At 40.7% G+C, this 20,110-nt stretch carries 22 protein-coding genes; 21 read left to right on the forward strand and 1 reads right to left on the reverse strand.

The features are described from left to right. Window positions 1–78 precede the first annotated feature (78 nt). From AC1D69_RS02455 to AC1D69_RS02540, 18 genes are all read left to right on the forward strand, one after another. Window positions 79–3,759 carry a nitrate reductase subunit alpha gene (locus AC1D69_RS02455; protein WP_495454552.1) on the forward strand — a complete coding sequence of 1,227 codons (3,681 nt, stop codon included), beginning with the start codon at window positions 79–81 and terminating at the stop codon, window positions 3,757–3,759. After that, window positions 3,749–5,218, forward strand: coding sequence for a nitrate reductase subunit beta (gene narH, locus AC1D69_RS02460; protein WP_495454553.1), 1,470 nt, complete (start codon window positions 3,749–3,751; stop codon window positions 5,216–5,218). The genes AC1D69_RS02455 and narH overlap by 11 nt, the downstream gene beginning before the upstream one ends. A gap of 100 nt (window positions 5,219–5,318) precedes the next feature. Next, window positions 5,319–6,020: a nitrate reductase molybdenum cofactor assembly chaperone gene (gene narJ, locus AC1D69_RS02465; RefSeq protein WP_495454554.1), complete on the forward strand. Its 702-nt coding sequence runs from the start codon at window positions 5,319–5,321 to the stop codon at window positions 6,018–6,020. Beyond that, window positions 6,017–6,697 carry a respiratory nitrate reductase subunit gamma gene (narI, locus tag AC1D69_RS02470; protein WP_495454555.1) on the forward strand — a complete coding sequence of 227 codons (681 nt, stop codon included), beginning with the start codon at window positions 6,017–6,019 and terminating at the stop codon, window positions 6,695–6,697. The genes narJ and narI overlap by 4 nt, the downstream gene beginning before the upstream one ends. An 87-nt stretch (window positions 6,698–6,784) precedes the next feature. Continuing rightward, complete coding sequence (gene moaA, locus AC1D69_RS02475) at window positions 6,785–7,792, forward strand: GTP 3',8-cyclase MoaA (protein ID WP_495454556.1); 1,008 nt, start codon at window positions 6,785–6,787, stop codon at window positions 7,790–7,792. Between the two features lie 22 nt (window positions 7,793–7,814). Further along, complete coding sequence (locus AC1D69_RS02480) at window positions 7,815–8,555, forward strand: YwiC-like family protein (protein ID WP_495454557.1); 741 nt, start codon at window positions 7,815–7,817, stop codon at window positions 8,553–8,555. Between the two features lie 273 nt (window positions 8,556–8,828). Then, on the forward strand, window positions 8,829–9,422 hold the full coding sequence (locus AC1D69_RS02485) for an RNA polymerase sigma factor (protein ID WP_495454558.1): 594 nt from the start codon (window positions 8,829–8,831) through the stop codon (window positions 9,420–9,422). Next, window positions 9,419–10,021, forward strand: a complete 603-nt coding sequence (locus AC1D69_RS02490) for an anti-sigma factor (RefSeq protein WP_495454559.1) — start codon at window positions 9,419–9,421, stop codon at window positions 10,019–10,021. Before AC1D69_RS02485 ends, AC1D69_RS02490 begins: the two co-directional genes overlap by 4 nt. 45 nt (window positions 10,022–10,066) lie before the next feature. Beyond that, window positions 10,067–10,660, forward strand: a complete 594-nt coding sequence (locus AC1D69_RS02495; RefSeq protein ID WP_495454560.1) for a histidine phosphatase family protein — start codon at window positions 10,067–10,069, stop codon at window positions 10,658–10,660. A gap of 204 nt (window positions 10,661–10,864) precedes the next feature. Next, window positions 10,865–12,013, forward strand: coding sequence for a hypothetical protein (locus tag AC1D69_RS02500; RefSeq protein WP_495454561.1), 1,149 nt, complete (start codon window positions 10,865–10,867; stop codon window positions 12,011–12,013). A 42-nt stretch (window positions 12,014–12,055) separates the two neighbouring features. Then, the gene (locus AC1D69_RS02505; RefSeq protein ID WP_495454562.1) at window positions 12,056–12,562 is read left to right on the forward strand and encodes a gamma carbonic anhydrase family protein; all 507 of its coding nucleotides are present in this window, start codon (window positions 12,056–12,058) and stop codon (window positions 12,560–12,562) included. 25 nt (window positions 12,563–12,587) lie between these two features. Then, entirely contained in the window at window positions 12,588–12,767 is a 180-nt protein-coding gene (locus AC1D69_RS02510) for an IDEAL domain-containing protein (RefSeq protein WP_495454563.1), read from the forward strand. Window positions 12,768–12,837: 70 nt separating this feature from the next. Beyond that, window positions 12,838–13,281: a DUF2487 family protein gene (locus tag AC1D69_RS02515; RefSeq protein WP_495454564.1), complete on the forward strand. Its 444-nt coding sequence runs from the start codon at window positions 12,838–12,840 to the stop codon at window positions 13,279–13,281. Window positions 13,282–13,449: 168 nt separating this feature from the next. Next, entirely contained in the window at window positions 13,450–13,995 is a 546-nt protein-coding gene (locus AC1D69_RS02520) for a QcrA and Rieske domain-containing protein (protein ID WP_495454565.1), read from the forward strand. Between the two features lie 15 nt (window positions 13,996–14,010). Then, the gene (gene qcrB, locus AC1D69_RS02525) at window positions 14,011–14,682 is read left to right on the forward strand and encodes a menaquinol-cytochrome c reductase cytochrome b subunit (RefSeq protein WP_495454566.1); all 672 of its coding nucleotides are present in this window, start codon (window positions 14,011–14,013) and stop codon (window positions 14,680–14,682) included. 19 nt (window positions 14,683–14,701) lie between these two features. Beyond that, window positions 14,702–15,574, forward strand: a complete 873-nt coding sequence (locus tag AC1D69_RS02530) for a c-type cytochrome (RefSeq protein ID WP_495454567.1) — start codon at window positions 14,702–14,704, stop codon at window positions 15,572–15,574. Between the two features lie 130 nt (window positions 15,575–15,704). Continuing rightward, window positions 15,705–16,343: a DUF1405 domain-containing protein gene (locus tag AC1D69_RS02535; protein WP_495454568.1), complete on the forward strand. Its 639-nt coding sequence runs from the start codon at window positions 15,705–15,707 to the stop codon at window positions 16,341–16,343. 61 nt (window positions 16,344–16,404) lie between these two features. Beyond that, window positions 16,405–17,253 carry a sporulation protein YpjB gene (locus AC1D69_RS02540; RefSeq protein ID WP_495454569.1) on the forward strand — a complete coding sequence of 283 codons (849 nt, stop codon included), beginning with the start codon at window positions 16,405–16,407 and terminating at the stop codon, window positions 17,251–17,253. Between the two features lie 57 nt (window positions 17,254–17,310). Here AC1D69_RS02540 and AC1D69_RS02545 read toward each other — a convergent pair whose 3' ends face one another. After that, a complete protein-coding gene (locus AC1D69_RS02545; RefSeq protein ID WP_495454570.1) occupies window positions 17,311–18,180 on the reverse strand; it encodes a YitT family protein in 870 nt (289 codons plus the stop codon). Window positions 18,181–18,364: 184 nt separating this feature from the next. Between AC1D69_RS02545 and AC1D69_RS02550 the strand changes: the two genes are divergently transcribed. Genes AC1D69_RS02550 through dapB form a run of 3 tightly spaced genes read left to right on the forward strand, consistent with a single transcriptional unit; the run spans window position 18,365 to window position 20,109 of the window. Beyond that, entirely contained in the window at window positions 18,365–18,694 is a 330-nt protein-coding gene (locus AC1D69_RS02550; protein WP_495454571.1) for a nucleotide pyrophosphohydrolase, read from the forward strand. A gap of 50 nt (window positions 18,695–18,744) precedes the next feature. Continuing rightward, window positions 18,745–19,284, forward strand: coding sequence for a tetratricopeptide repeat protein (locus tag AC1D69_RS02555; protein ID WP_495454572.1), 540 nt, complete (start codon window positions 18,745–18,747; stop codon window positions 19,282–19,284). A 21-nt stretch (window positions 19,285–19,305) separates the two neighbouring features. Next, window positions 19,306–20,109, forward strand: coding sequence for a 4-hydroxy-tetrahydrodipicolinate reductase (dapB, locus tag AC1D69_RS02560; RefSeq protein ID WP_495454573.1), 804 nt, complete (start codon window positions 19,306–19,308; stop codon window positions 20,107–20,109). Window position 20,110 lies beyond the last annotated feature (1 nt).

Here is a 20,110-nt window from a genome sequence, read left to right on the forward strand (position 1 = left end):
TGAGGGTTTTCCCCACTCTTTTGTGCCAGCAGTATAGTCTACAATTAAAAGTAGAAAAAGGCGCAAGGAGATGAACGCATGAAGAAGAATAATCCTCTATTGCAAAAACTAACATTTTTCCGCAAAAAAGAAAAAAATGCGGAAGGATGGAGCGAAGTATCAACTGCTGATCGTTCTTGGGAAGATATGTACCGTAACCGGTGGCAGCATGATAAGGTTGTTCGCTCAACGCATGGAGTTAACTGTACAGGATCATGTAGTTGGAAAATTTTTGTTAAAAATGGCATCGTTACTTGGGAAACGCAACAAACAGACTATCCGACAACTGGACCGGATATGCCAGAGTTTGAACCACGTGGATGTCCTCGTGGAGCAAGCTTCTCTTGGTATCTCTATAGTCCACTTCGGGTGAAATATCCATATATTCGTGGGAAACTGCTTCAGTTGTGGCAGGAAGCTTGTCAACAATATGCTGATCCAGTCCAAGCATGGGCCTCTATTGTTGAAGATGATGAGAAGAAATTAATATATAAATCTGCCCGAGGCAAGGGTGGTATGGTCCGTGCATCCTGGGATCAGGTCAATGAAATTATTTGTGCATCATTACTATATACGATAAAAAAATATGGTCCAGACCGTGTGTTTGGATTCTCACCAATTCCGGCAATGTCCATGATTAGCTATGCTGCTGGATCGAGATTTCTTTCGTTACTCGGCTCGCCACTACTTAGTTTCTATGACTGGTACGCTGACCTTCCGCCAGCTTCACCTCAAATTTGGGGAGATCAGACGGATGTTCCTGAAAGTAGTGACTGGTACAACTCAAGCTACTTGCTTGTATGGGGATCTAACCTTCCTATGACAAGAACGCCAGATGCACATTTCATGACAGAAGCTCGATATCGCGGAACGAAAGTCGTATCCATTAGCCCAGATTATGCTGAGTTCGTGAAATTTGCTGATAAATGGCTACAATCGAAGCAAGGCACAGATGGAGCGCTTGCCATGGCGATGGGCCATGTTATTTTAAATGAATTTTATGTTCAGAATCGCACGGAGTATTTCGAGAATTACTCTAAGAAATATACTGACTTTCCATTTCTTCTTCTATTGGAAGAGAAGGATGGAGTCTGCACAGCAGATCGTTTCCTAACAGCGAAAGATCTAGGGATTGAAACAAATAATCCTGAATGGAAGACAGTTCTTATTGATGAACATACAGGGGAACTTCATATCCCTAATGGCACGATTGGATCACGTTGGGGTGAAGATGGTAAATGGAATCTGAATCCGGTGGATACGATTACGGGTGACGACATTAGTCCACAGCTTGGCCTAGGTCAATATGCAAATGGTAATTTAGACATCAGCTTGCCGTATTTTGACGATGACGGTAAAACGGTTATATCTCGCAGCATTCCTTATAAAACAGTTGAGGCTGCTGATGGCACAACTTATCGTGTTACTTCTGTATTTGATTTGATGCTTGCACAGTATGGGGTTGATCCTACAGGTGCTGGTAGCTATGACGATGCAGACACTGCATATACACCAGCTTGGCAAGAAGCCATTACGGGTGTTGATCGAGCTTCAATTATTCAAATTGCTCGTGAATTTGCTACAAATGCTGTAGATAGCAAAGGACGTTCGATGATTATTGTCGGTGCAGGAATTAATCACTGGTACAATTCGGACACGATTTACCGTAGCATTCTGAACTTGGTTCTTATGACAGGATGTCAAGGTGTTAATGGTGGTGGTTGGGCGCATTACGTAGGACAAGAGAAACTACGTCCAGCTGAAGGATGGGCTACAGTAGCCTTTGCAAGAGATTGGACGATGCCTGCTCGACAAATGAACGGAACTTCGTTCTTCTATTTCGCGACAAATCAATGGCGGTTCGAATCGAATCCGGTAGAGGACCATACATCAGCGCTTGTGGATAAGACACGTTATGCACATCCTGCGGACTATAACGTATTGGCATCCAGACTTGGTTGGTTACCATCCTATCCACAGTTCGATGAGAATTCAATCGATCTAGTGAGTCAAGCCAATGCTAATGGTGCTAGTACACCAGAAGCTGTGTCACAATATGTGGCTCAACAATTGAAGGATCGTAAAATGAAGTTTGCTATGGAAGATCCAGATGCAGCAGTCAATCATCCGAAGGTGATGTTTGTATGGCGTGCGAATCTGATCTCAAGTTCTGGTAAAGGACATGAGTATTTCTTGAAGTATTTACTAGGAGCGCACAACGGCTTGCTAAATGATGATACAAATACCATCCGTCCGGAGGAAATAACTTGGAGAGATGAAGCGGCAGAGGGCAAGCTTGACTTGATGGTCAACATAGACTTCCGTATGTCAGGTACGGCAGTATATTCCGATATCGTTCTTCCAGCGGCTACTTGGTATGAGAAGAGTGATCTCTCATCAACAGACATGCATCCATTTATCCATCCATTTAATCCAGCGGTTCCGCCACTCTGGGAATCACGTTCAGACTGGGAAACGTTCAAGTCGATTGCCAAGACTTTCTCGAAAATGGCGGAAGGGCAATTTGATGGACCTGTACAAGATCTCGTATCCGTACCTTTAATGCATGATACTCCGGAAGAGTTAGCACAACCATTTGGTAAAGTGCGCGATTGGAGTAAGGGAGAGATCGAAGCTATACCTGGTAAGACAATGCCGAAATTTATTATCGTAGAGCGTGATTATGCTCAAGTCTATAAGAAGATGACTTCACTTGGACCACTGGTGAAAGAAAAACCTTATGGTATTAAAGGGATGAATTGGTCAGCTGATGATGAATATGAACTACTGAAGAAAGTGAATGGCGTAGTTGATGAGCCAGGTGTAGGCGAAGGTTGTCCTAAGCTAGACACGGATATTCATATGGCAGAAACGATCATGACCTTATCTTCAACAAGTAACGGAAAAATGGCGGTCAAAGCCTGGGAATCTCTTGAGAAGAAGACAGATTTGAAGCTCAAGGATTTGGCACAAGATCGTGAAGATGAACGATTTACTTTTGAACAAATTACAGCACAACCGAAGACGGTTATTACTTCACCTGCTTTCAGTGGAACGGAACAGCATGGACGCAGATATTCACCATTTACTACGAATATTGAACGAATGATTCCGTTTAGAACATTGACGGGACGACAACATTTCTTCGTCGATCATGAAATGTTAACAGAATTCGGTGAGAATATGGCGATATTCAAACCAACGTTGAAACATTCACCTTTCCATACAAATAATGACCGTCCAGATGTTAAAGGGAAAGAAATTGTATTGAATTTCATGACGCCACATAGTAAATGGTCCATTCACAGTATGTATTATGATTCTTTACCAATGCTCACATTGTTCCGTGGAGGACCAACCATCTGGATGAATAAAGACGATGCAGCGGAAACAGATATTAAAGATAACGACTGGATTGAATGTTTCAATCAGAATGGTGCGGTTGTCGCTCGTGCCGTTGTCACACATAAGATGCCGCGTGGAATGTGCTATATGTACCATGCACAAGATCGCACGATCAACGTTCCTGCAACAGATGTAACTACTACTCGTGGTGGAACTCATAATAGTCCGACGAAAATCCATGTGAAGCCAACACATATGATTGGTGGATATGCACAATTAAGCTATGGCTTCAACTATTATGGTCCGACAGGGAACCAACGTGATTTGAATGTTGTTATACGTAAACTTTCGGAGGTGAATTGGCTTGAAGATTAAAGCACAGATTGGAATGGTAATGAACCTAGATAAATGTATCGGGTGCCATACGTGTTCTGTTACGTGTAAGAACACTTGGACAAACCGTAAAGGTGCCGAATACATGTGGTTCAATAACGTAGAGACCAAGCCAGGGATCGGATATCCGAAACAGTGGGAGAACCAAGAGAAATATAAAGGCGGATGGGTGCTCAAGAAAGGTAAGCTTGAGCTCCGTTCAGGATCTCGTGCGAATCGCTTGACTAATATTTTTCATAATCCAGATCAACCGACCATCGATGATTATTACGAGCCGTGGGACTATGAATATGAAAAATTAAACCCAACGAAAGAAACGAAGCATCAACCTGTAGCGCGCCCGAAATCGCAAATTACGGGTGAACATATGGAAATTAAATGGGGTCCGAACTGGGAGGATGATCTGGCAGGCGTCCATGAAACTGGATTGCTTGATCCAGACATGGCAGGTATTGAAGAATCCGTTCGAATGGAGTTCGAACAAGTATTCATGATGTATCTTCCTCGTATCTGTGAACACTGCATTAATCCATCTTGCGTGTCCAGTTGCCCTTCTGGTGCGATGTATAAACGTGAAGAAGACGGGATTGTTCTTGTAGATCAGAATGCTTGTCGTTCATGGAGATTCTGTGTTTCCAGCTGTCCGTACAAAAAGGTGTATTTCAACTGGCAAACAAATAAAGCGGAGAAATGTACCCTTTGTTTCCCACGAATTGAACAAGGTCTACCAACCATTTGTTCTGAAACATGTGTTGGGCGTATTCGTTACCTTGGCGTGATGTTCTATGATGCGGATCGTGTCGAAGAAGCTGCTTCTGTGGAAGATGAACAGAAGCTCTATGAAGCACAGCTTGATATTTTCCTAGATCCAAATGATCCAGAAGTTATCGCTGCAGCACGTGAAGCAGGCATTCCTGAAGATTGGATCGATTCGGCACAACGTTCACCTATCTATAAGATGGCGGTAGACTGGAAAATAGCACTTCCGCTTCACCCAGAATATCGGACGATGCCGATGGTATGGTATGTTCCACCACTAAGCCCAATTACGAATATCGTTGAAGGGAAAGGCGCGATGGCTACACCTGACGATATATTCCCAGCGATCGACGACATGCGTATTCCTGTACAGTATCTTGCAAATCTGTTGTCGGCGGGAGATACCGAGGTTATCAAGACTGTTCTTAAGAAGATGGCGGTTATGCGCTCGCATATGCGCTCACGTAATTTGAATAAAGAACCTAATCTTGAATTACTAGAACAGTTCGGCATGACGGAGAAGGAAGTTGAAGAAATGTATCGCTTGTTAGCGATTGCTAAATATGATGATCGTTTTGTTATTCCATCTGCACATCGTGAGGAATTCGCCGATTTGTATACCGAACAAGGAGCATGCGGATTCTCGAATATGATGGGTGGTCCAGGACCTTGTGGAGGTTAATCCAGGAAAAAAATTAACTTTAGGTATATGCTTCCAAAGCTAGTTTTGTACGAAGTAATACAAGAAGTTTTAACTACAAAACTTTTAGGAGTGATAACAAATGCAAGAAATGACGCTCCGTTCGAGTTGGATGTTATTCTCATTTCTATTGCAGTATCCAGATTCTGAATGGCAAGAAGTAGCGGATGAGATGTTCGTCAATTGGTGTCAACTCATTGAGGACGAGAAGGAAGAAGAAGTAGAACAACTTAAAAAACTCGCTAGCGATTGTATTGCTGAATTCGTGGGAATGGACTCTGAATCGATCACGCAGAATTATGTGAGAACCTTCGATTTCAGTAAAAAGTCAAATTTATATTTGACCTATGGGCAATTGGGTGAAGAACGTGAACGCGGGCCTGCTTTGCTCAAACTGAAACAAATCTACGAAGAAGAAGATATGCTACTTGCTAGTGAAGAATTGCCTGATTATTTGCCACTAGTGCTTGAATATGTAGCTGTTGCTGAGGAGAACCGAGGAGAGTCTCTCCTCCTTTCCTTCCAAAGTGCATTGGAAAAGGTAAGAGATGCACTTATCGATTCGGAAAGTCCGTATAGACATGTACTGGTTGCTATCCTGACATTGTTAGAGCAATCACCTGTCAAGGAAGGATCCTTTCATTTCGAAACTTCTTTTGGATACGTAGGTCAAGATGGTGGTTCAGGAGGCTGCGGTCCAATGTGGGCAGCTGCAGGTTACGGTGGAGGTTCACCTTGTGCGAATCAAATGAGTAATCAAGTGAAGAGGGGGCCGTTGGAATGACATCGGGTAGCCAGTTTCTATGGGTGATATATCCTTACCTCATTGTTATCATTTTCCTTCTTGGATTATATTATCGTTATCAAACGGATCAATTTGGTTGGACGGCCAAATCTAGTGAGATTCTAGAGAAAAAAATGCTGCGCTGGGGCAGCATTTCATTTCATATCGGCATTATGTTTGTATTGTTTGGTCATATTGGAGGGCTTCTAGTACCTAAGTCTTGGCTTGAAGCCGTTGGAGTTACTGATCACCTCTACCATCTTGCGGCAATTTCAATGGGTAGTGTGGCGGGCATTCTAACTTTGATAGGGTGTTTGATTCTTGTATATCGTCGAATAATGAATCCGCGTATCCGTAAAACGAGTAGTTTCGGGGATATGTTATCCATCATACTACTTACACTCATCGTCGTGATCGGCATGTCAGCAACCTTATTTAATGCGACAGGTAGTACTGACTTTGATTACCGCGAGACGATTTCACCATGGATTCGAGGCGTATTAACTTTCACACCAGACGGCTCGTTAATGAATGATGTTCCGTTTATCTTTAAAATCCATGTGATGTTGGGTCTTGCTCTGTTTGCAGTTTTTCCGTTCACTAGACTTGTACACATGCTAAGTATGCCAATCAAATATATAAAAAGAAGTTATGTATTATATCGTAAGCGTAAATAAAAAGGTGAATGTCAGACAAATGCATTGAAAGCTCGAACGAGAGTGATTACACCGATATAGGAACGTTTCGAAAGGGAGAATGACATCATGACACATAATATTTTAAGCGATAAATTCGGGCGACAACACAACTATCTGCGTATATCGGTTACAGACCATTGTAATTTACGTTGTATATACTGTATGCCGGAAGAAGGTATGGAATTCGAGCCTACGGAACACCTATTAAGTGATGAGGAAATTACTAACGTGGTCAGAGTATTGGCCGATATGGGAGTGAGTAAGATCCGATTAACCGGTGGTGAACCTCTCGTTCGCAAAGGGCTTGATGTTCTAATCTCTATGATCTCTCAAATTCCAGGGATTGAAGATATTGCACTTACCACCAATGGTTTATTTCTTGCTTCGCGGGCAGAACGCTTGAAGAAAGCGGGGTTAACCCGCGTTAATATAAGTTTGGATTCTCTAAAACCAGATCGTTATAAAATGATTACCCGTGGGGGAGATGTCACGAAAGTACTGGCGGGTATTGACGCCTGTATGAAGGCCGGACTGTCCCCCATTAAATTGAATGTTGTCCTCATGAAGGGGATCAATGATGATGAAATTGCTGATTTCCTTGCTCTTTCATATGAGCGTAATATAAATGTTCGTTTTATCGAATATATGCCAATTGGACATCATGATTCGCAGTGGAAAAGCTTATATTTACCGTTACAACATGTATTTGATGTGTGTGCTGAGAAAGGCTTGTCTTTCGCACCTATGTCAACCTTAGAAGGTAATGGACCTTCGGCAAATTATCAACTTGAAGGTGCTAAAGGGAGTTTTGGACTTATACACCCAATTAGTAATCATTTCTGTGAGTCCTGTAACCGTCTTCGACTAACAGCAGATGGCTATATTAAACCTTGTCTTGCTTGGTCTGAACAATTTCAGGTTCGTGGAGTGATCGGTAATGATGAGGCTGTTCGTCAAATGTTTCTTGAGGCACTAGGCACTAAACCAGAAAGTCATGAAATGTCCAAACATTTGCTAGGAGAACACACTACACATACCCCAACAGCCCGTAGAATGTCGCAAATAGGAGGATAAAATTGGAGGGAGTTAGCTTATTATGAAGAAGAATATCGTAATTCCTCATGAACATGGTGGATGGGCTATGGTTAGTATTCCATTCCTATTCGGAATCGTTGCAGGAACACCACAATGGATGCACTTGCTTCTTTTTCTGGCGTGGTTTTTTTTGTATTTGGCATCTTATCCATTTCTTAAAGCTGTAAAACGGAGTAAAGATCGTAAACACTTCATCCAATGGGGTACCCTGTATGGGTGTATTGCTCTTGGTTGTGTCATTATGCCACTGTATCAGAATCCTTCTTTATTTTATTTTGCGATTCCCCTTATTCTACTCTTGATTGTTAACATATGGCATGCTAAACGTAAATCAGAAAGAGAATTTATAAATGATTTGTGTGCCATTCTTATCTTTTCACTTGGAGGTGCAGCCGCTTATTTAATCGGGAACGGAGACTGGGACCGAACGATGGCAATGGTTGTAATCTTTAACTTTATGTATTTTATGGGTACGGTATTTTTTGTGAAAACAGTATTTCGTAAAAGAGGAAATAAACGTTGGCTGACAGCAGCTTATATTTACCATGTGCTTCTGTTAATTTTACCGGGGATCTTAGGATATCCATGGATGACGTTATCATATATTTTTGCAGCCGCTAGAACATTCATCTATGGCGGTAAGCAATTGCGTCCAATGAAAGTCGGAATTATTGAGATTATTGGCTCGATCTTATTTTTACTGATATCTTTGATAGTTATAGAATATTTAAAGAGCTGGTAGCGTATGAAGACCTACGAGTAGAGAAGAGAACCACCAATATATAAAATGACATAAGATAGAATCTAGCAATCTACCTGACTATCATTCGAGTTTATGTTACAATGAACAGGTAACTTTGTTGAATTGTTGGGGAATTTGCCAGTACATAGAGTGTTATGCGAAAAAGTATATTTCATAATCGTGAAATAATAATTGTTATCATACGAATCCCGCTCCTAATTCAGTTGAATGGAGAGCGAGGAACAAATGGTTTGCGAGGAGGTCGCACTTAATATGACGGACTCCCAGATGGTTCGACAGATAAAAGAGGGCGATGTCGAACTTTATTCTGAATTAATGCGTCGATATCAGCGTAAAATACTAGCATTTGTATATCATATGCTTAAGAGCTCTAATATGGAGCTTATGGCGGAAGATTTATGTTCAGAGACTTTTTACAAAGCATATCGCAGCCTGAATACATTCAGGGAAGTAGATGCTTCTTTCTCTACATGGCTTTACACGATCGCCAGAAATACGGTTCTTAGTGAACTTCGGAAACATCGTAGTGGTAATATACCTCTAGAAGAAAGTGGTATCATCCCTGTTGCACCTCTCGAAGTAGCGCCAGAGCAAACGATTCTGCGCAATGAGAAGGTCAATATGGTAAGGGTAGCTATCAATAATTTGCCGGAGAAACAGCGATCTGCACTGATCTTACGGGAATATGATCAGCTTGATTATCAGGAAATAGCGAATATATTAGGGCAAAGTGTGAGTTCTGTGAAATCACTTTTATTTCGTGCGCGTTCTAGTGTGAAATTACAACTTGAGCCTTACTACTACGATCACATTAATGATGAATATGAAGGGATGACTAGCAGATGAAGTGCTGTGAGGCTCAGGAGTTATTCGGGTTAATGTGGGGTCTCCCCATTGATGACCCGAAGAGGCTAGTGTTAGAGCAACATATAGCAACCTGTAGCGAATGTTCAGCTGAATTTCAGTTTTGGGAAGAGAGTCAATGGTTTATTCAGGAACTAGATGATGAATTCACTGAGATGCAGGCAGAATCTATAAATCGTCAAGTGATGGATAGAATTTATAATGAGTCACCATGGTTAATACAGGATAAAAGCAAACCATTTGCAGTATCGGGAACGACAAGGCGGAAAATATCGCTGTGGATTACTGCATGCCTAATGGTGTTCTGTATTAGTTTTTTCTTTTTTATTATGATGGATCGATCGGCATCTAAGACAGAGCCTGTACCTTCGAATGGCATTTTACCAACAGGTATTGCAGGGAAACCTTCTATATTGCCACAAAACGGAACGTATATCATTCCTGAGTTAAATAGCGGTATTATTGAGCCACTTGTTGTTAGTATGGGACCGACACATCCTCTGTATTGGATGGTATTCTCTATACTGAGTGTAGCTCTAGCACTATTTTCACTGAAAAGGTTAAGCCGCATTCGTCGTTGATGAGGTTATGACTACCTTTACTTACTGGAATGGAGGATAAAGAAGATGAAGATAGGTCTGATTCGTCATGGTGTTACAGATTGGAATATGATTGGCAGAATTCAAGGACAAAGTGATATTCCATTAAATGATAATGGTCGAGGGCAAGCCAGAGCGTTAGGTGAACGATTACGAGATGAACCCTTGATATGGAATTATGTAATCAGTAGTGGTCTCTCACGCGCGGAGGAGACAGCATCTATTATTGCCTCGATAGTATCTATTCCGTTATTGGAACCGGATGCTCGGCTTTTAGAACGTTCCTTCGGGCAAGTGGAGGGACTATCTGCTGAAGAACGAGAGAAGAACTGGGGCAAAGAATGGGATCTGTTAGATGTAGGGCAAGAGAAGAAGGAAGCAATTCAAACACGAGGTCTTGCATTTATGGAGGATGTAGGGATTAAATATCCGGATAAGAACATTCTTGTAGTAAGTCATGGTGCGTTTCTAGCTGAGTTATATTCTGCCATGTTTGATGACCGCTGTACAGAACGGATTGGGAATTTGTCACTAACGATCCTTGAGAAAAAGGAAACGGAGTGGACACCTCTATTATACAACTGCACACGTCATTTACTTGAGAAACAACAGAAGTCCTAATGAGTAGGGCTTTTTTTATGGGCATAAGTAATGTAACAATACCATCTAAGAACTTAGAAATTAGAATATAGGAGGTTTAGAATTAGAATAAAACGTCAACTATGTAATAAAAAATGATGTTTCTTTAGTACACCTAGAATACTAGAATGTATCAAATTGCTAAAACAGACCCATAATGTTACTAAAACGGCGAGGCGATCAACGATGAATCTAGCGGATATGCTCACGTTTGCTGACATTGGTCAGTTGACTACAATTGCAAGCCACTATCAATGCGAGTGCAAGCGTAATTCTAAACACGAGTTAATTCAGAGCATTTTGGTGACTTTGAATCGTAGTGAGTTTATTGGTCAACAAATTCGTTGTCTATCCGTGGATGATTTGCGGTTTCTTAACGCCATCTTATTTGACAGTCGAAGCTACTTCAATGTTGAAGAATTAATCGCCATTATCAGGCAGACGTCATTTCAAAACGTTGAGGAAGAAAGAATCAAAGATCAACCCAAAACTCAGAGTTCTCGTGAAGTGATTGCGCGTTTCAAAAAAAGTGGTTGGCTATTTAATGGGATGACACAGCATACGAGATACTTGTTTCAGATCCCCCAGGATTTAAAGGAAAGGTTCCGCAAGGAGCTGGGTAGTTATTTGAAGAGTACGGTAATCTACACAGAAGAGCCTACAATCTACCGAGAAGAGCAAGGATTACTGGTTGAAGATCTGTTAATATTTCTCCGATATATTCACCAGCAAGAGATAGAATTGAATCAAGAAGGTACGATGTATCGAAGAAATCAGCAACAGATAATGGACATGTTTCATATTACAGAACCACTGCTTTCGAAGGGGGGATGGCGGTTCGGTTATGGTAGAACTTTTCATACGTATCCGAGCAGACTAGCTTTAATTTATGATTATGCATTTCATATGAATTATATTGAAGAGATGGGTCATAGACTTAAGGTAACCCCCATGGGTATGGAAAGATTGGGGCAAGGGAAACACGAAGGTCTGGTGCAGATATTTCGTTATTGGTTAAGGATGTATAAACAACCCATACCGAACATATCGTCTCTTGTCTTTTGGATTGGACATTGTGCTCGTGAGTGGATAACTCTTTCTTCATTGCATGAGGCTCTAGGGTGGCTAATCAAACCTTATTATTACGATACCTCACAAACCATTATGGAGCAGCGAGTTCTTCAAATGATGATGCACCTTGGACTTGTTCGCATAGGGGGCACTGAAGAAGAGGGACCTGTTATCAAGATGACCTTATGGGGTAATAAAATGGTAGAAAATTGTACTCTTCATGCGAAAGATGACGAAGTGGATCTATGGATTGACAAGGTGTAATCCACTTGGTACAATCACTCCCAAGTTAAGGAGTGATGAGAGATGTTGATCCCCTATGGTGGTAAGTTACCTAAGTTACATACGTCCGTCTTTGTAGGTGAAGGTGCTAAGATTATTGGTGAAGTTGAAATAGGTGAAGATTCTAGTATATGGTTTAACGCTGTACTTCGTGGGGATATGGCTCCCATTATTATTGGAAGTCGCTGTAACATCCAAGACGGTACTGTAGGACATGTAAATACTTCACAACCCCTTATTCTAGCTAATGATGTTTCTGTTGGACATGCCGCTATTATCCACGGGTGCAATATAGGTAAAGGCACATTAATTGGAATGGGGGCTATAGTTCTCAACGGAGCAGACATTGGTGAATATGCTTTAATAGGTGCGGGTTCAGTCGTGACTGAGAACACAATCATTCCACCCTATACCCTTTCCTTGGGAACACCTGCTAAAGTGGTGCGCGAACTAACGGAGACAGATTTACAACGAATGGCGCTCACAATGACTAATTATGTAACCAAAGCAAAGGAGTATAGGATCTCTTAACCATTCGTTTGGAGGTGCATCCAATTTGGATAATGTGAAAGTTACTTATGAAGTCATGTTGGGATTAGCTGCTGAAATGGTCTGGGACGAATGCATACGTAAACACCGCTGTGAAGAGCTTTATAGAGAAATTGATAAGGCATTAGCAACAGGTGATAAAATGGCGTTTACGGAGCTTACAGATGAACTTAAATCCTTAGAATGAAGAAATGCATCTTTGCATTTCTTCTTTTTTAGTTTAAATTTAATGTTAAGAAGAAATAGAAAGGATGACAATGATGAAGTTCAGCGAAATATCTAGAGCATCATGGCCAGAACTACAACCCTATTTAGATACTTGTATTATTCCTTTCACAGGCCTCTCTGGCTTAGAATCCCCGGTTGAAGTTACGGAATCGTTGGAGAAACTGCGAGATTTTTTAGATATTGTTGAAACACGTTATCAAGGGAGGATTGTAACTTACCCTGCTTTTCATTATGGGAAACAAGAAGATTATAAGTTTTTAAATGAAATATGTCACAATGTTAAAAAAAGTGGGTTTAAGTATGTTATCATAATGACAACGGTTTCATTTGAATCATCATGTGAACATTGTGATTTAATTTTATCGCAACAGCACATGGAGAAGTCACGTAAGGGCGCTGAGAACATGCTATCATCTATCATACAAGAAGAGATTGAGAGTCTTTGGGGATTTAATGCCATACATCAAATGTGACAAATTTCCGACAATTTAATTATACAAATCTTTCTTGTTGACATGAAAATGAACATGAATTCTTGACGGTCTTAAGAGGCTAATATATTATTAATATGTCCTGGAAAATTGTGTGATTAATATCATTGAAAATGTGAAGAAATGGGTTTGAAGAGGGGGTTGAATCACATGGAAAACAACCAAAATGAGCAACATGAAGAAGAACACCTACCCAATAGTCGTAAAGAAATGTCCCGTCGACAATTTCTAACGTATACGTTGGGAGGAGCAACTGCTTATATGGCCGCTGGTGCAGTCTTACCAATGGTGCGATTTGCAGTCGACCCTATTTTGCATAAGAAAACGGATGGCGATTACGTAAAGGTAGTAGAAGTGAGTAAGATTACCAATGAACCCCAAGAATTTAAGTTCGAACTTAAGCAACAAGATGGATGGTATCCAAGTACAGCTAACTTAATTGCATGGATACGGAAGGACGAAACAGGCAATATGTATGCGTTGTCTCCCATCTGTAAGCATTTGGGATGTACTGTTGGATGGAATAACAATAAAAGTTTCCCAGATGAGTATCATTGTCCTTGCCATGGGGCTAGGTATACGAATGTTGGTAAGAACTTAGCGGTTTCTCCTAAACCACTCGATACTTACAAGCTTAAGATCGATAATGGTTGGGTCTACTTAGGAAGTACAGAACCAAATACGGAAGTGAAATAGGAGGCGATATTTCGGATGTTTAAGAATGTCTATAACTGGATTGACGAACGCCTCGATATCACGCCGATATGGAGAGACGTCGCGGATCATGAGGTTCCGGAACATGTAAATCCGGCGCATCATTTCTCTGCATTTGTTTATTGCTTCGGTGGACTGACATTTTTCATTACCGTCATTCAAATTTTATCAGGTATGTTTCTAACCATGTATTATGTACCAGACATTATGAATGCTTATAACAGCGTAGAGTATTTACAGACACAAGTAGCGTTTGGTCAAATTGTTCGTGGCATGCACCATTGGGGTGCAAGTTTAGTAATTGTAATGATGTTTCTACATACGATGCGTGTTTTCTTCACGGGTTCATACAAAGCCCCACGTGAAATGAACTGGGTTGTAGGGATGCTTATCTTCTTCGTAATGTTGGGATTAGGTTTAACAGGATATTTATTACCATGGGATAATAAGGCCTATTTCGCCACAAAGGTTACGATGGAAATTGCAAATTCAGTTCCTTATTTAGGTCCTGTGTTGAAGGAGTTAATGCAAGGCGGAACGATTGTTGGCGCTCAGACGTTAACACGATTCTTTGCACTACATGTATTCTTCCTCCCGGCTGTACTGTTAACTCTGTTGGTTGGACATTTCATCATGATCCGCAGACAGGGGATCTCCGGTCCACTATAAATAGAAGGGAGGGTTATGGATGGCACACAGCAAAGATTCGAAAGAGAAAGTTGTATTTGTTGGTGATTCGCGTGTTAAGAAGGCTAATGGTTTTATTGTGCCCCCAGATTACACTGCTTATCCAGGTAAATCAGAAGCTTTCATCCCTAACTTCTTATTAAAAGAATGGATGGTTGGGGTTGTTGTTCTAGTAGGATTCTTAGTATTAACGATTGCTGAACCTGCTCCTCTGGGTTATCCAGCAAATCCAAGTGCAACTATAATTCCGATGCCAGACTGGTATTTCTTATTCTTGTATGAATATTTGAAATTACCCTATGCCTCAGGAGATTACGTAGCGTTAGGAGTCATTGGTGTAACCGGTGTAGCCTTCGGTGCTTTACTGCTCGCTCCATTCCTTGATACAGGGAAGGAACGTCGTTTCTATCGCAGACCGATTGCATCATCACTCATGTTACTTGCGATTGTAGCTATCGTATACTTGACCAACACTGCTTGGACTCACTATACACATGAACTAGCAGAAACAGGTCAGGTTCCAGAGCATATCCAGCGTGAAGAAGAAGCAGAAGAGAAACGTGCTAAAGGTCTTCCTACTTCTAATGCCATTGTCACAAAAGAAGTGGCAATCGTTGAGAAAGAAGATCCAGCAATGGAATCATACAAAAAGGCAGGGTGTATTACTTGTCATGCTGCGGATATGAAGGGTGCAGGTGGTCCGTCATTACGTGGAATCGGTGATGTGCATGATAAAGATGCGATCTTAACCATTATTAAAGAAGGTTATAATGGTAAGATGCAACCGCAATACGATAACGCTATTGCTGCGGGACTTACCGATTCAGACGTAGATCATCTTGCAGAGTGGCTTGCGAAACAAAAAGCAGAATAGTAGGATGTAATAAGATGAAACCTGATCGTATTAAACGATCAGGTTTTTTTGGGAAATTTGAAGAAGGTTAATTCGAACTTGAATGCGCTTAATTTGTTGGTAGTGCGTTACTATTAAGGAGGAACAATGGGTGTCGATTTCTTATTTATGGAGCCGGTCATTTCTAGGTCATCGTAAATTTTTATGGCTCTTATTTTTGTGTAATTTGGTTGGAACGGTATATGGATACATATGGTATGGAAGTCAAATGGAATATACGCTAGACAATTATGCTCCTTGGCTGATTGTGTTTGTTCCAGATAGTCCGACTGCAAGTTTGTTTTTCACTATAGGGATCGGATGTATATTATACACTCCTCGCTCCATATGGGGGACTCACATCCGTCATATTATTGAGGCACTTGCCGTAGTCACTTCGGTGAAGTATGGTCTATGGGCAAGCAGTATGATATTTGCTGGTCAATATCAAGGAGACCTTCTTCAATGGACAGATTGGATGTTAGTAGTATCGCATACAGCCATGGTCATAGAGGCTTTGTTATATGTACGCTTCTTCGGGTTTAAGTCTGGTGCGTTAATGGTAGCTGCTGCTTGGACGTTCCTAAATGATATAATTGATTATTCTTATGGAATATACCCTTGGCTTCCAAGAGTGTTATACGATGATGTCATTATCGTTCAATATTTCACCCTTTTACTTACATTCTTTAGCGTTGCTGTAGCCTGGGCTACATTAAAATTTGTTAGACATGATGTACAGAGATATTAATAATATCGATTGTTCTATAAGCATCCCTCTTGCCATACATATACGGTAGGAGGGATGTCCTATGTCTCGCGCAACGCTATTTCATCGGCTACTATCGATACTCTTGGTCATGATTATCGTCTTTATCGCAGATTATGGTGTGATATGGGCTGATGGATCGTCTTCACTGCCCTCTAAGCAAGCTGAACAGCTAAGTATGGCTGTGGAGACCCTATATCGTGATGTTGTAGATGGAAATATCATCAAAGTTCGAACGGAAACAGAACAAATTGAGAAATTGTTCACATCATCATCATTTCAAGGATTAACTGGGGTTGAAGGTATTCATGCCCTGGCGGAATGTATTGTAGAAGTTAAAGTAGCGACAGCTCAAGCTTCACTACAGCCAGAGTTATGGTTACAAGCGACAGCCAAACTGCGCTTAGCTGCAAATAGTCTAAGTAATAAACAACAACCTTTATGGCATCAATATTATAAAGTTGTTCGTGAGGATCTAAGGATCATGCAGGACCAATTGAACTCGAATCATAAACAAGGGTTGAAAGATGCTTATGATAGTCTTCAAGCGCATTATGAATTGATCCGTCCTGCTGTTGTTATTCAGAAGAAACCTTTTGAGGTACATATGATTGATTCATGGATATCTTATGCTGGAGGGTTAATTACATCAAACACTTCCAAGTCGGAAGCCATACGGAATATGATTACCCAAGGTGAAGAGCATTTTAATGTGCTGTTTGGTAAAAAGAAGGACGAACCCGCTTTCGCGCCGCAAATTGAATTTAATTCTGCACAGAAAGGCGTATGGATGGGTGCATTATTCATCTTGTCCATTCTAACGTATGTGGGTTATCGTAAATATCGCGGGGCACAACATAACATGAAACCCTTTCCTCCATCCAAAACCTAAAGAGAGTCGCTTCAAGGCTGTTACTCGTGCCTTTGAAGCGACTCTCTTGTGGATTATTTATTCTTCTCTAAATCCTTCGCCATGTACATCGCGGACATCATTGATAATAATAAATGCTCTAGGATCTACCGATTTAACAATCATGGTTAAACGTCGTATTTCTTGCCTGGAGACGATGCAATAGACCATATATTTGGCTTGTTTAGAGTACGCACCTATAGCCGGAATTAACGTTACACCGCGATCCATCTCTTTCGTAATTAAGTCTGCCATCTCAGGTGCATGATCACTTATAATCGTGAAGGCTTTTGCAGCGTAAGCACCTTCTTGAATGAAATCTATGACTTTAGACGCTATAAATACGGCAACTAGAGTATACAAGATTTTCTCTTTAGGAATGAAGAGTAAAGATGCACCAATGATGATCACATCTAAAGCTAAAATAACCTGTCCCATACTCCAACCAAATTTTTTGTTACATATCCTTGCCACGATGTCAGATCCTCCAGTAGTACCCCCGAAACGGAATACAATACCAAGACCTGCCCCCAATGTAACTCCTGCATAAAGAGATGCCAGAATGTAATCGTATTGTGTTACAAATGGAGAGATCAATCCCATATGAATTAACTTTTCGAAGAACCATAGAAAAAATGTTAAAGAAAAGATGCCAAGCCCAGTATAAACCATCTGCTTCTTACCTAATGCCAGCCATCCTATTATAAATAAAGGAATATTAAGGATAAGTGTTGATAATGAAGGAGGGATATCGAAAGCATATTTAAGCAAGATAGTAACCCCTGTGATTCCACCCTCCATTAACTGGTTAGGTATAATGAAGTACAGAAGACCAAAGGCATAAATGGCCGTACCCACAATAATCGGGATGATCATTTTAAGACGTGAAATGATATTTGTTGATTTCATAGATCCCTCACCTATTCAGAAGTAGGAAAAACTTAGATTTTTTTGTCATTTATAGTATACCTGTTTCATAATGATTTAAAAATATTTGTTTCAAAATAGCTTTAATATGACATTTAGAGTAAAATGAATATCGAGAAAAATCCAATATGGCTAGAAGTATTTACTAAAGGGGATTAGTTCAAATATGGAGAAATCTTTAGCTGAAATGCAGCGTGAAGTGGACCGTTATATATCACAATTTAAAGAGGGATATTTCAGTCCATTATCCATGTTAGCGCGAATGTCGGAAGAAGTTGGCGAATTAGCGCGTGAGGTAAACCATCAATTTGGTGAGAAACCTAAGAAGCCCAGTGAAGAAGATAATTCAATTGAGTTAGAGCTCGGAGATATCCTTTTCATAACGATGTGCTTTGCCAATTCGCTTGATATTGATCTGAGCAAAGCTCATGATTCTGTCATGCATAAATTTAATACTCGTGATGCTAATCGTTGGACATTAAAGAACACCGATTAGTTTTTCTATACATATGCTATACAAAACCTATTTAAAGGTGTGAATAGCATATGAAATCGGAGGACTTTGTTCAACAAGCGTATCATTGTATTTTGCAGAACGACTTTATGGAAGCTATCCGTCTTTTTGAAGAAGCTATTGTTTTAAATCCGGACGATGCTGAGATTCATTATAAATGTTCGATTACCTATGCACGTAATAACCGTATTGATAAAGGAATAGAACATGCAGAAAGAGCTCTTGCACTCGAGCCGGATAAGGTCATATATAAGTATTATTTACAACATCTTAAAGCGATGAATCTGGTACGTGAGTCAAAGAAACAAATGGATCAGATGAATAGCACTTCTGTTGTAAATCTGTATCAAGTGGTTTTCTTATTAAAGGAAGCCATCGAATTAGACCCGTTAAATGGTGAAGCGTATGTATGGTTAGCTTTAACATACAGTGAGCTAAATGAACACGCGGCAGCCATTTCAACACTAAAAGAAGGTCTATTTCTAATGCCAGCGGATCAAGGACTGGATAAACTGTTAGATCAACTGAAGAAAAGATTTAGAAAGTATATAAACGATTCATTAACAGAGTGAGAAAGTGAGGGGTTTAAAAGAATGGCAGATCCGATAAGAGTAGCGGTCGTAGGTGCTGGAGGCCGCATGGGTAGAGAAGTAGTCAAGTTAGTTTTGGAGGATCAGGAACTTGAGTTAGTTACAGCAGTAGATCGTTCTGCAGGTGAAGTGGATGCTGGTAGCCTTGTTGGACTACCGGCATGTGGGGTTACGATTACTTCGGATATTGAGCTTGCTTTTGTAGAACATAAGCCTGATGTCATGGTTGATTTCACAACGCCACAATCTGCATATACGAATACGCTATTGGCGATTAAACATGGGGTTCGTCCTGTGATTGGAACGACGGGATTTACACCAGAACAGATTAAGGAACTGGACAAGCTATGCCAAGAGAAAGAAATTGGTGGTCTCATAGCTCCTAATTTCTCAATTGGGGCTATACTAATGATGAAGTTTGCAGCCCAAGCAAGTAAATACTTCCCGCATCTGGAGATTATCGAGTATCATGGGGATCAAAAGTTAGATGCACCCTCAGGAACAGCTATTAAAACGGCAGAAATGATTGTTGAGAATCGTAAGGAGCTTCGCCAAGGTAATCCTAGTGAAGAAGAAACGATTGAAGGAGCACGTGGTGGCTATTATAATGGATTCAGAATTCATAGCGTACGGTTACCCGGCGTATTTGCTCAGCAAGAAGTGATATTCGGAGGATTTGGTCAAAGTCTCAAGATTCGTCATGATTCATATGAGCGAGCTGGCTATATGCCAGGTGTAAAAGTAGGGATTCAAAAAGTAATGGAGTACACCGGACTAGTATACGGATTCGACCAATTCATTGATTAAC

It is taken from the genome of Paenibacillus sp. Y301 (assembly GCF_059445505.1).

Bases quoted from the DNA above. Each gene is read 5' to 3' on its own strand.
- AC1D69_RS02455 (WP_495454552.1), top strand. From the start codon at position 79: ATGAAGAAGAATAATCCTCTATTGCAAAAACTAACATTTTTCCGCAAA.
- narJ (WP_495454554.1), top strand. From the start codon at position 5,319: ATGCAAGAAATGACGCTCCGTTCGAGTTGGATGTTATTCTCATTTCTA.
- narI (WP_495454555.1), top strand. From the start codon at position 6,017: ATGACATCGGGTAGCCAGTTTCTATGGGTGATATATCCTTACCTCATT.
- moaA (WP_495454556.1), top strand. From the start codon at position 6,785: ATGACACATAATATTTTAAGCGATAAATTCGGGCGACAACACAACTAT.
- AC1D69_RS02480 (WP_495454557.1), top strand. From the start codon at position 7,815: ATGAAGAAGAATATCGTAATTCCTCATGAACATGGTGGATGGGCTATG.
- AC1D69_RS02485 (WP_495454558.1), top strand. From the start codon at position 8,829: ATGACGGACTCCCAGATGGTTCGACAGATAAAAGAGGGCGATGTCGAA.
- AC1D69_RS02490 (WP_495454559.1), top strand. From the start codon at position 9,419: ATGAAGTGCTGTGAGGCTCAGGAGTTATTCGGGTTAATGTGGGGTCTC.
- AC1D69_RS02495 (WP_495454560.1), top strand. From the start codon at position 10,067: ATGAAGATAGGTCTGATTCGTCATGGTGTTACAGATTGGAATATGATT.
- AC1D69_RS02500 (WP_495454561.1), top strand. From the start codon at position 10,865: ATGAATCTAGCGGATATGCTCACGTTTGCTGACATTGGTCAGTTGACT.
- AC1D69_RS02505 (WP_495454562.1), top strand. From the start codon at position 12,056: ATGTTGATCCCCTATGGTGGTAAGTTACCTAAGTTACATACGTCCGTC.
- AC1D69_RS02515 (WP_495454564.1), top strand. From the start codon at position 12,838: ATGATGAAGTTCAGCGAAATATCTAGAGCATCATGGCCAGAACTACAA.
- AC1D69_RS02520 (WP_495454565.1), top strand. From the start codon at position 13,450: ATGGAAAACAACCAAAATGAGCAACATGAAGAAGAACACCTACCCAAT.
- qcrB (WP_495454566.1), top strand. From the start codon at position 14,011: ATGTTTAAGAATGTCTATAACTGGATTGACGAACGCCTCGATATCACG.
- AC1D69_RS02530 (WP_495454567.1), top strand. From the start codon at position 14,702: ATGGCACACAGCAAAGATTCGAAAGAGAAAGTTGTATTTGTTGGTGAT.
- AC1D69_RS02540 (WP_495454569.1), top strand. From the start codon at position 16,405: ATGTCTCGCGCAACGCTATTTCATCGGCTACTATCGATACTCTTGGTC.
- AC1D69_RS02545 (WP_495454570.1), bottom strand. From the start codon at position 18,180: ATGAAATCAACAAATATCATTTCACGTCTTAAAATGATCATCCCGATT.
- AC1D69_RS02550 (WP_495454571.1), top strand. From the start codon at position 18,365: ATGGAGAAATCTTTAGCTGAAATGCAGCGTGAAGTGGACCGTTATATA.
- AC1D69_RS02555 (WP_495454572.1), top strand. From the start codon at position 18,745: ATGAAATCGGAGGACTTTGTTCAACAAGCGTATCATTGTATTTTGCAG.
- dapB (WP_495454573.1), top strand. From the start codon at position 19,306: ATGGCAGATCCGATAAGAGTAGCGGTCGTAGGTGCTGGAGGCCGCATG.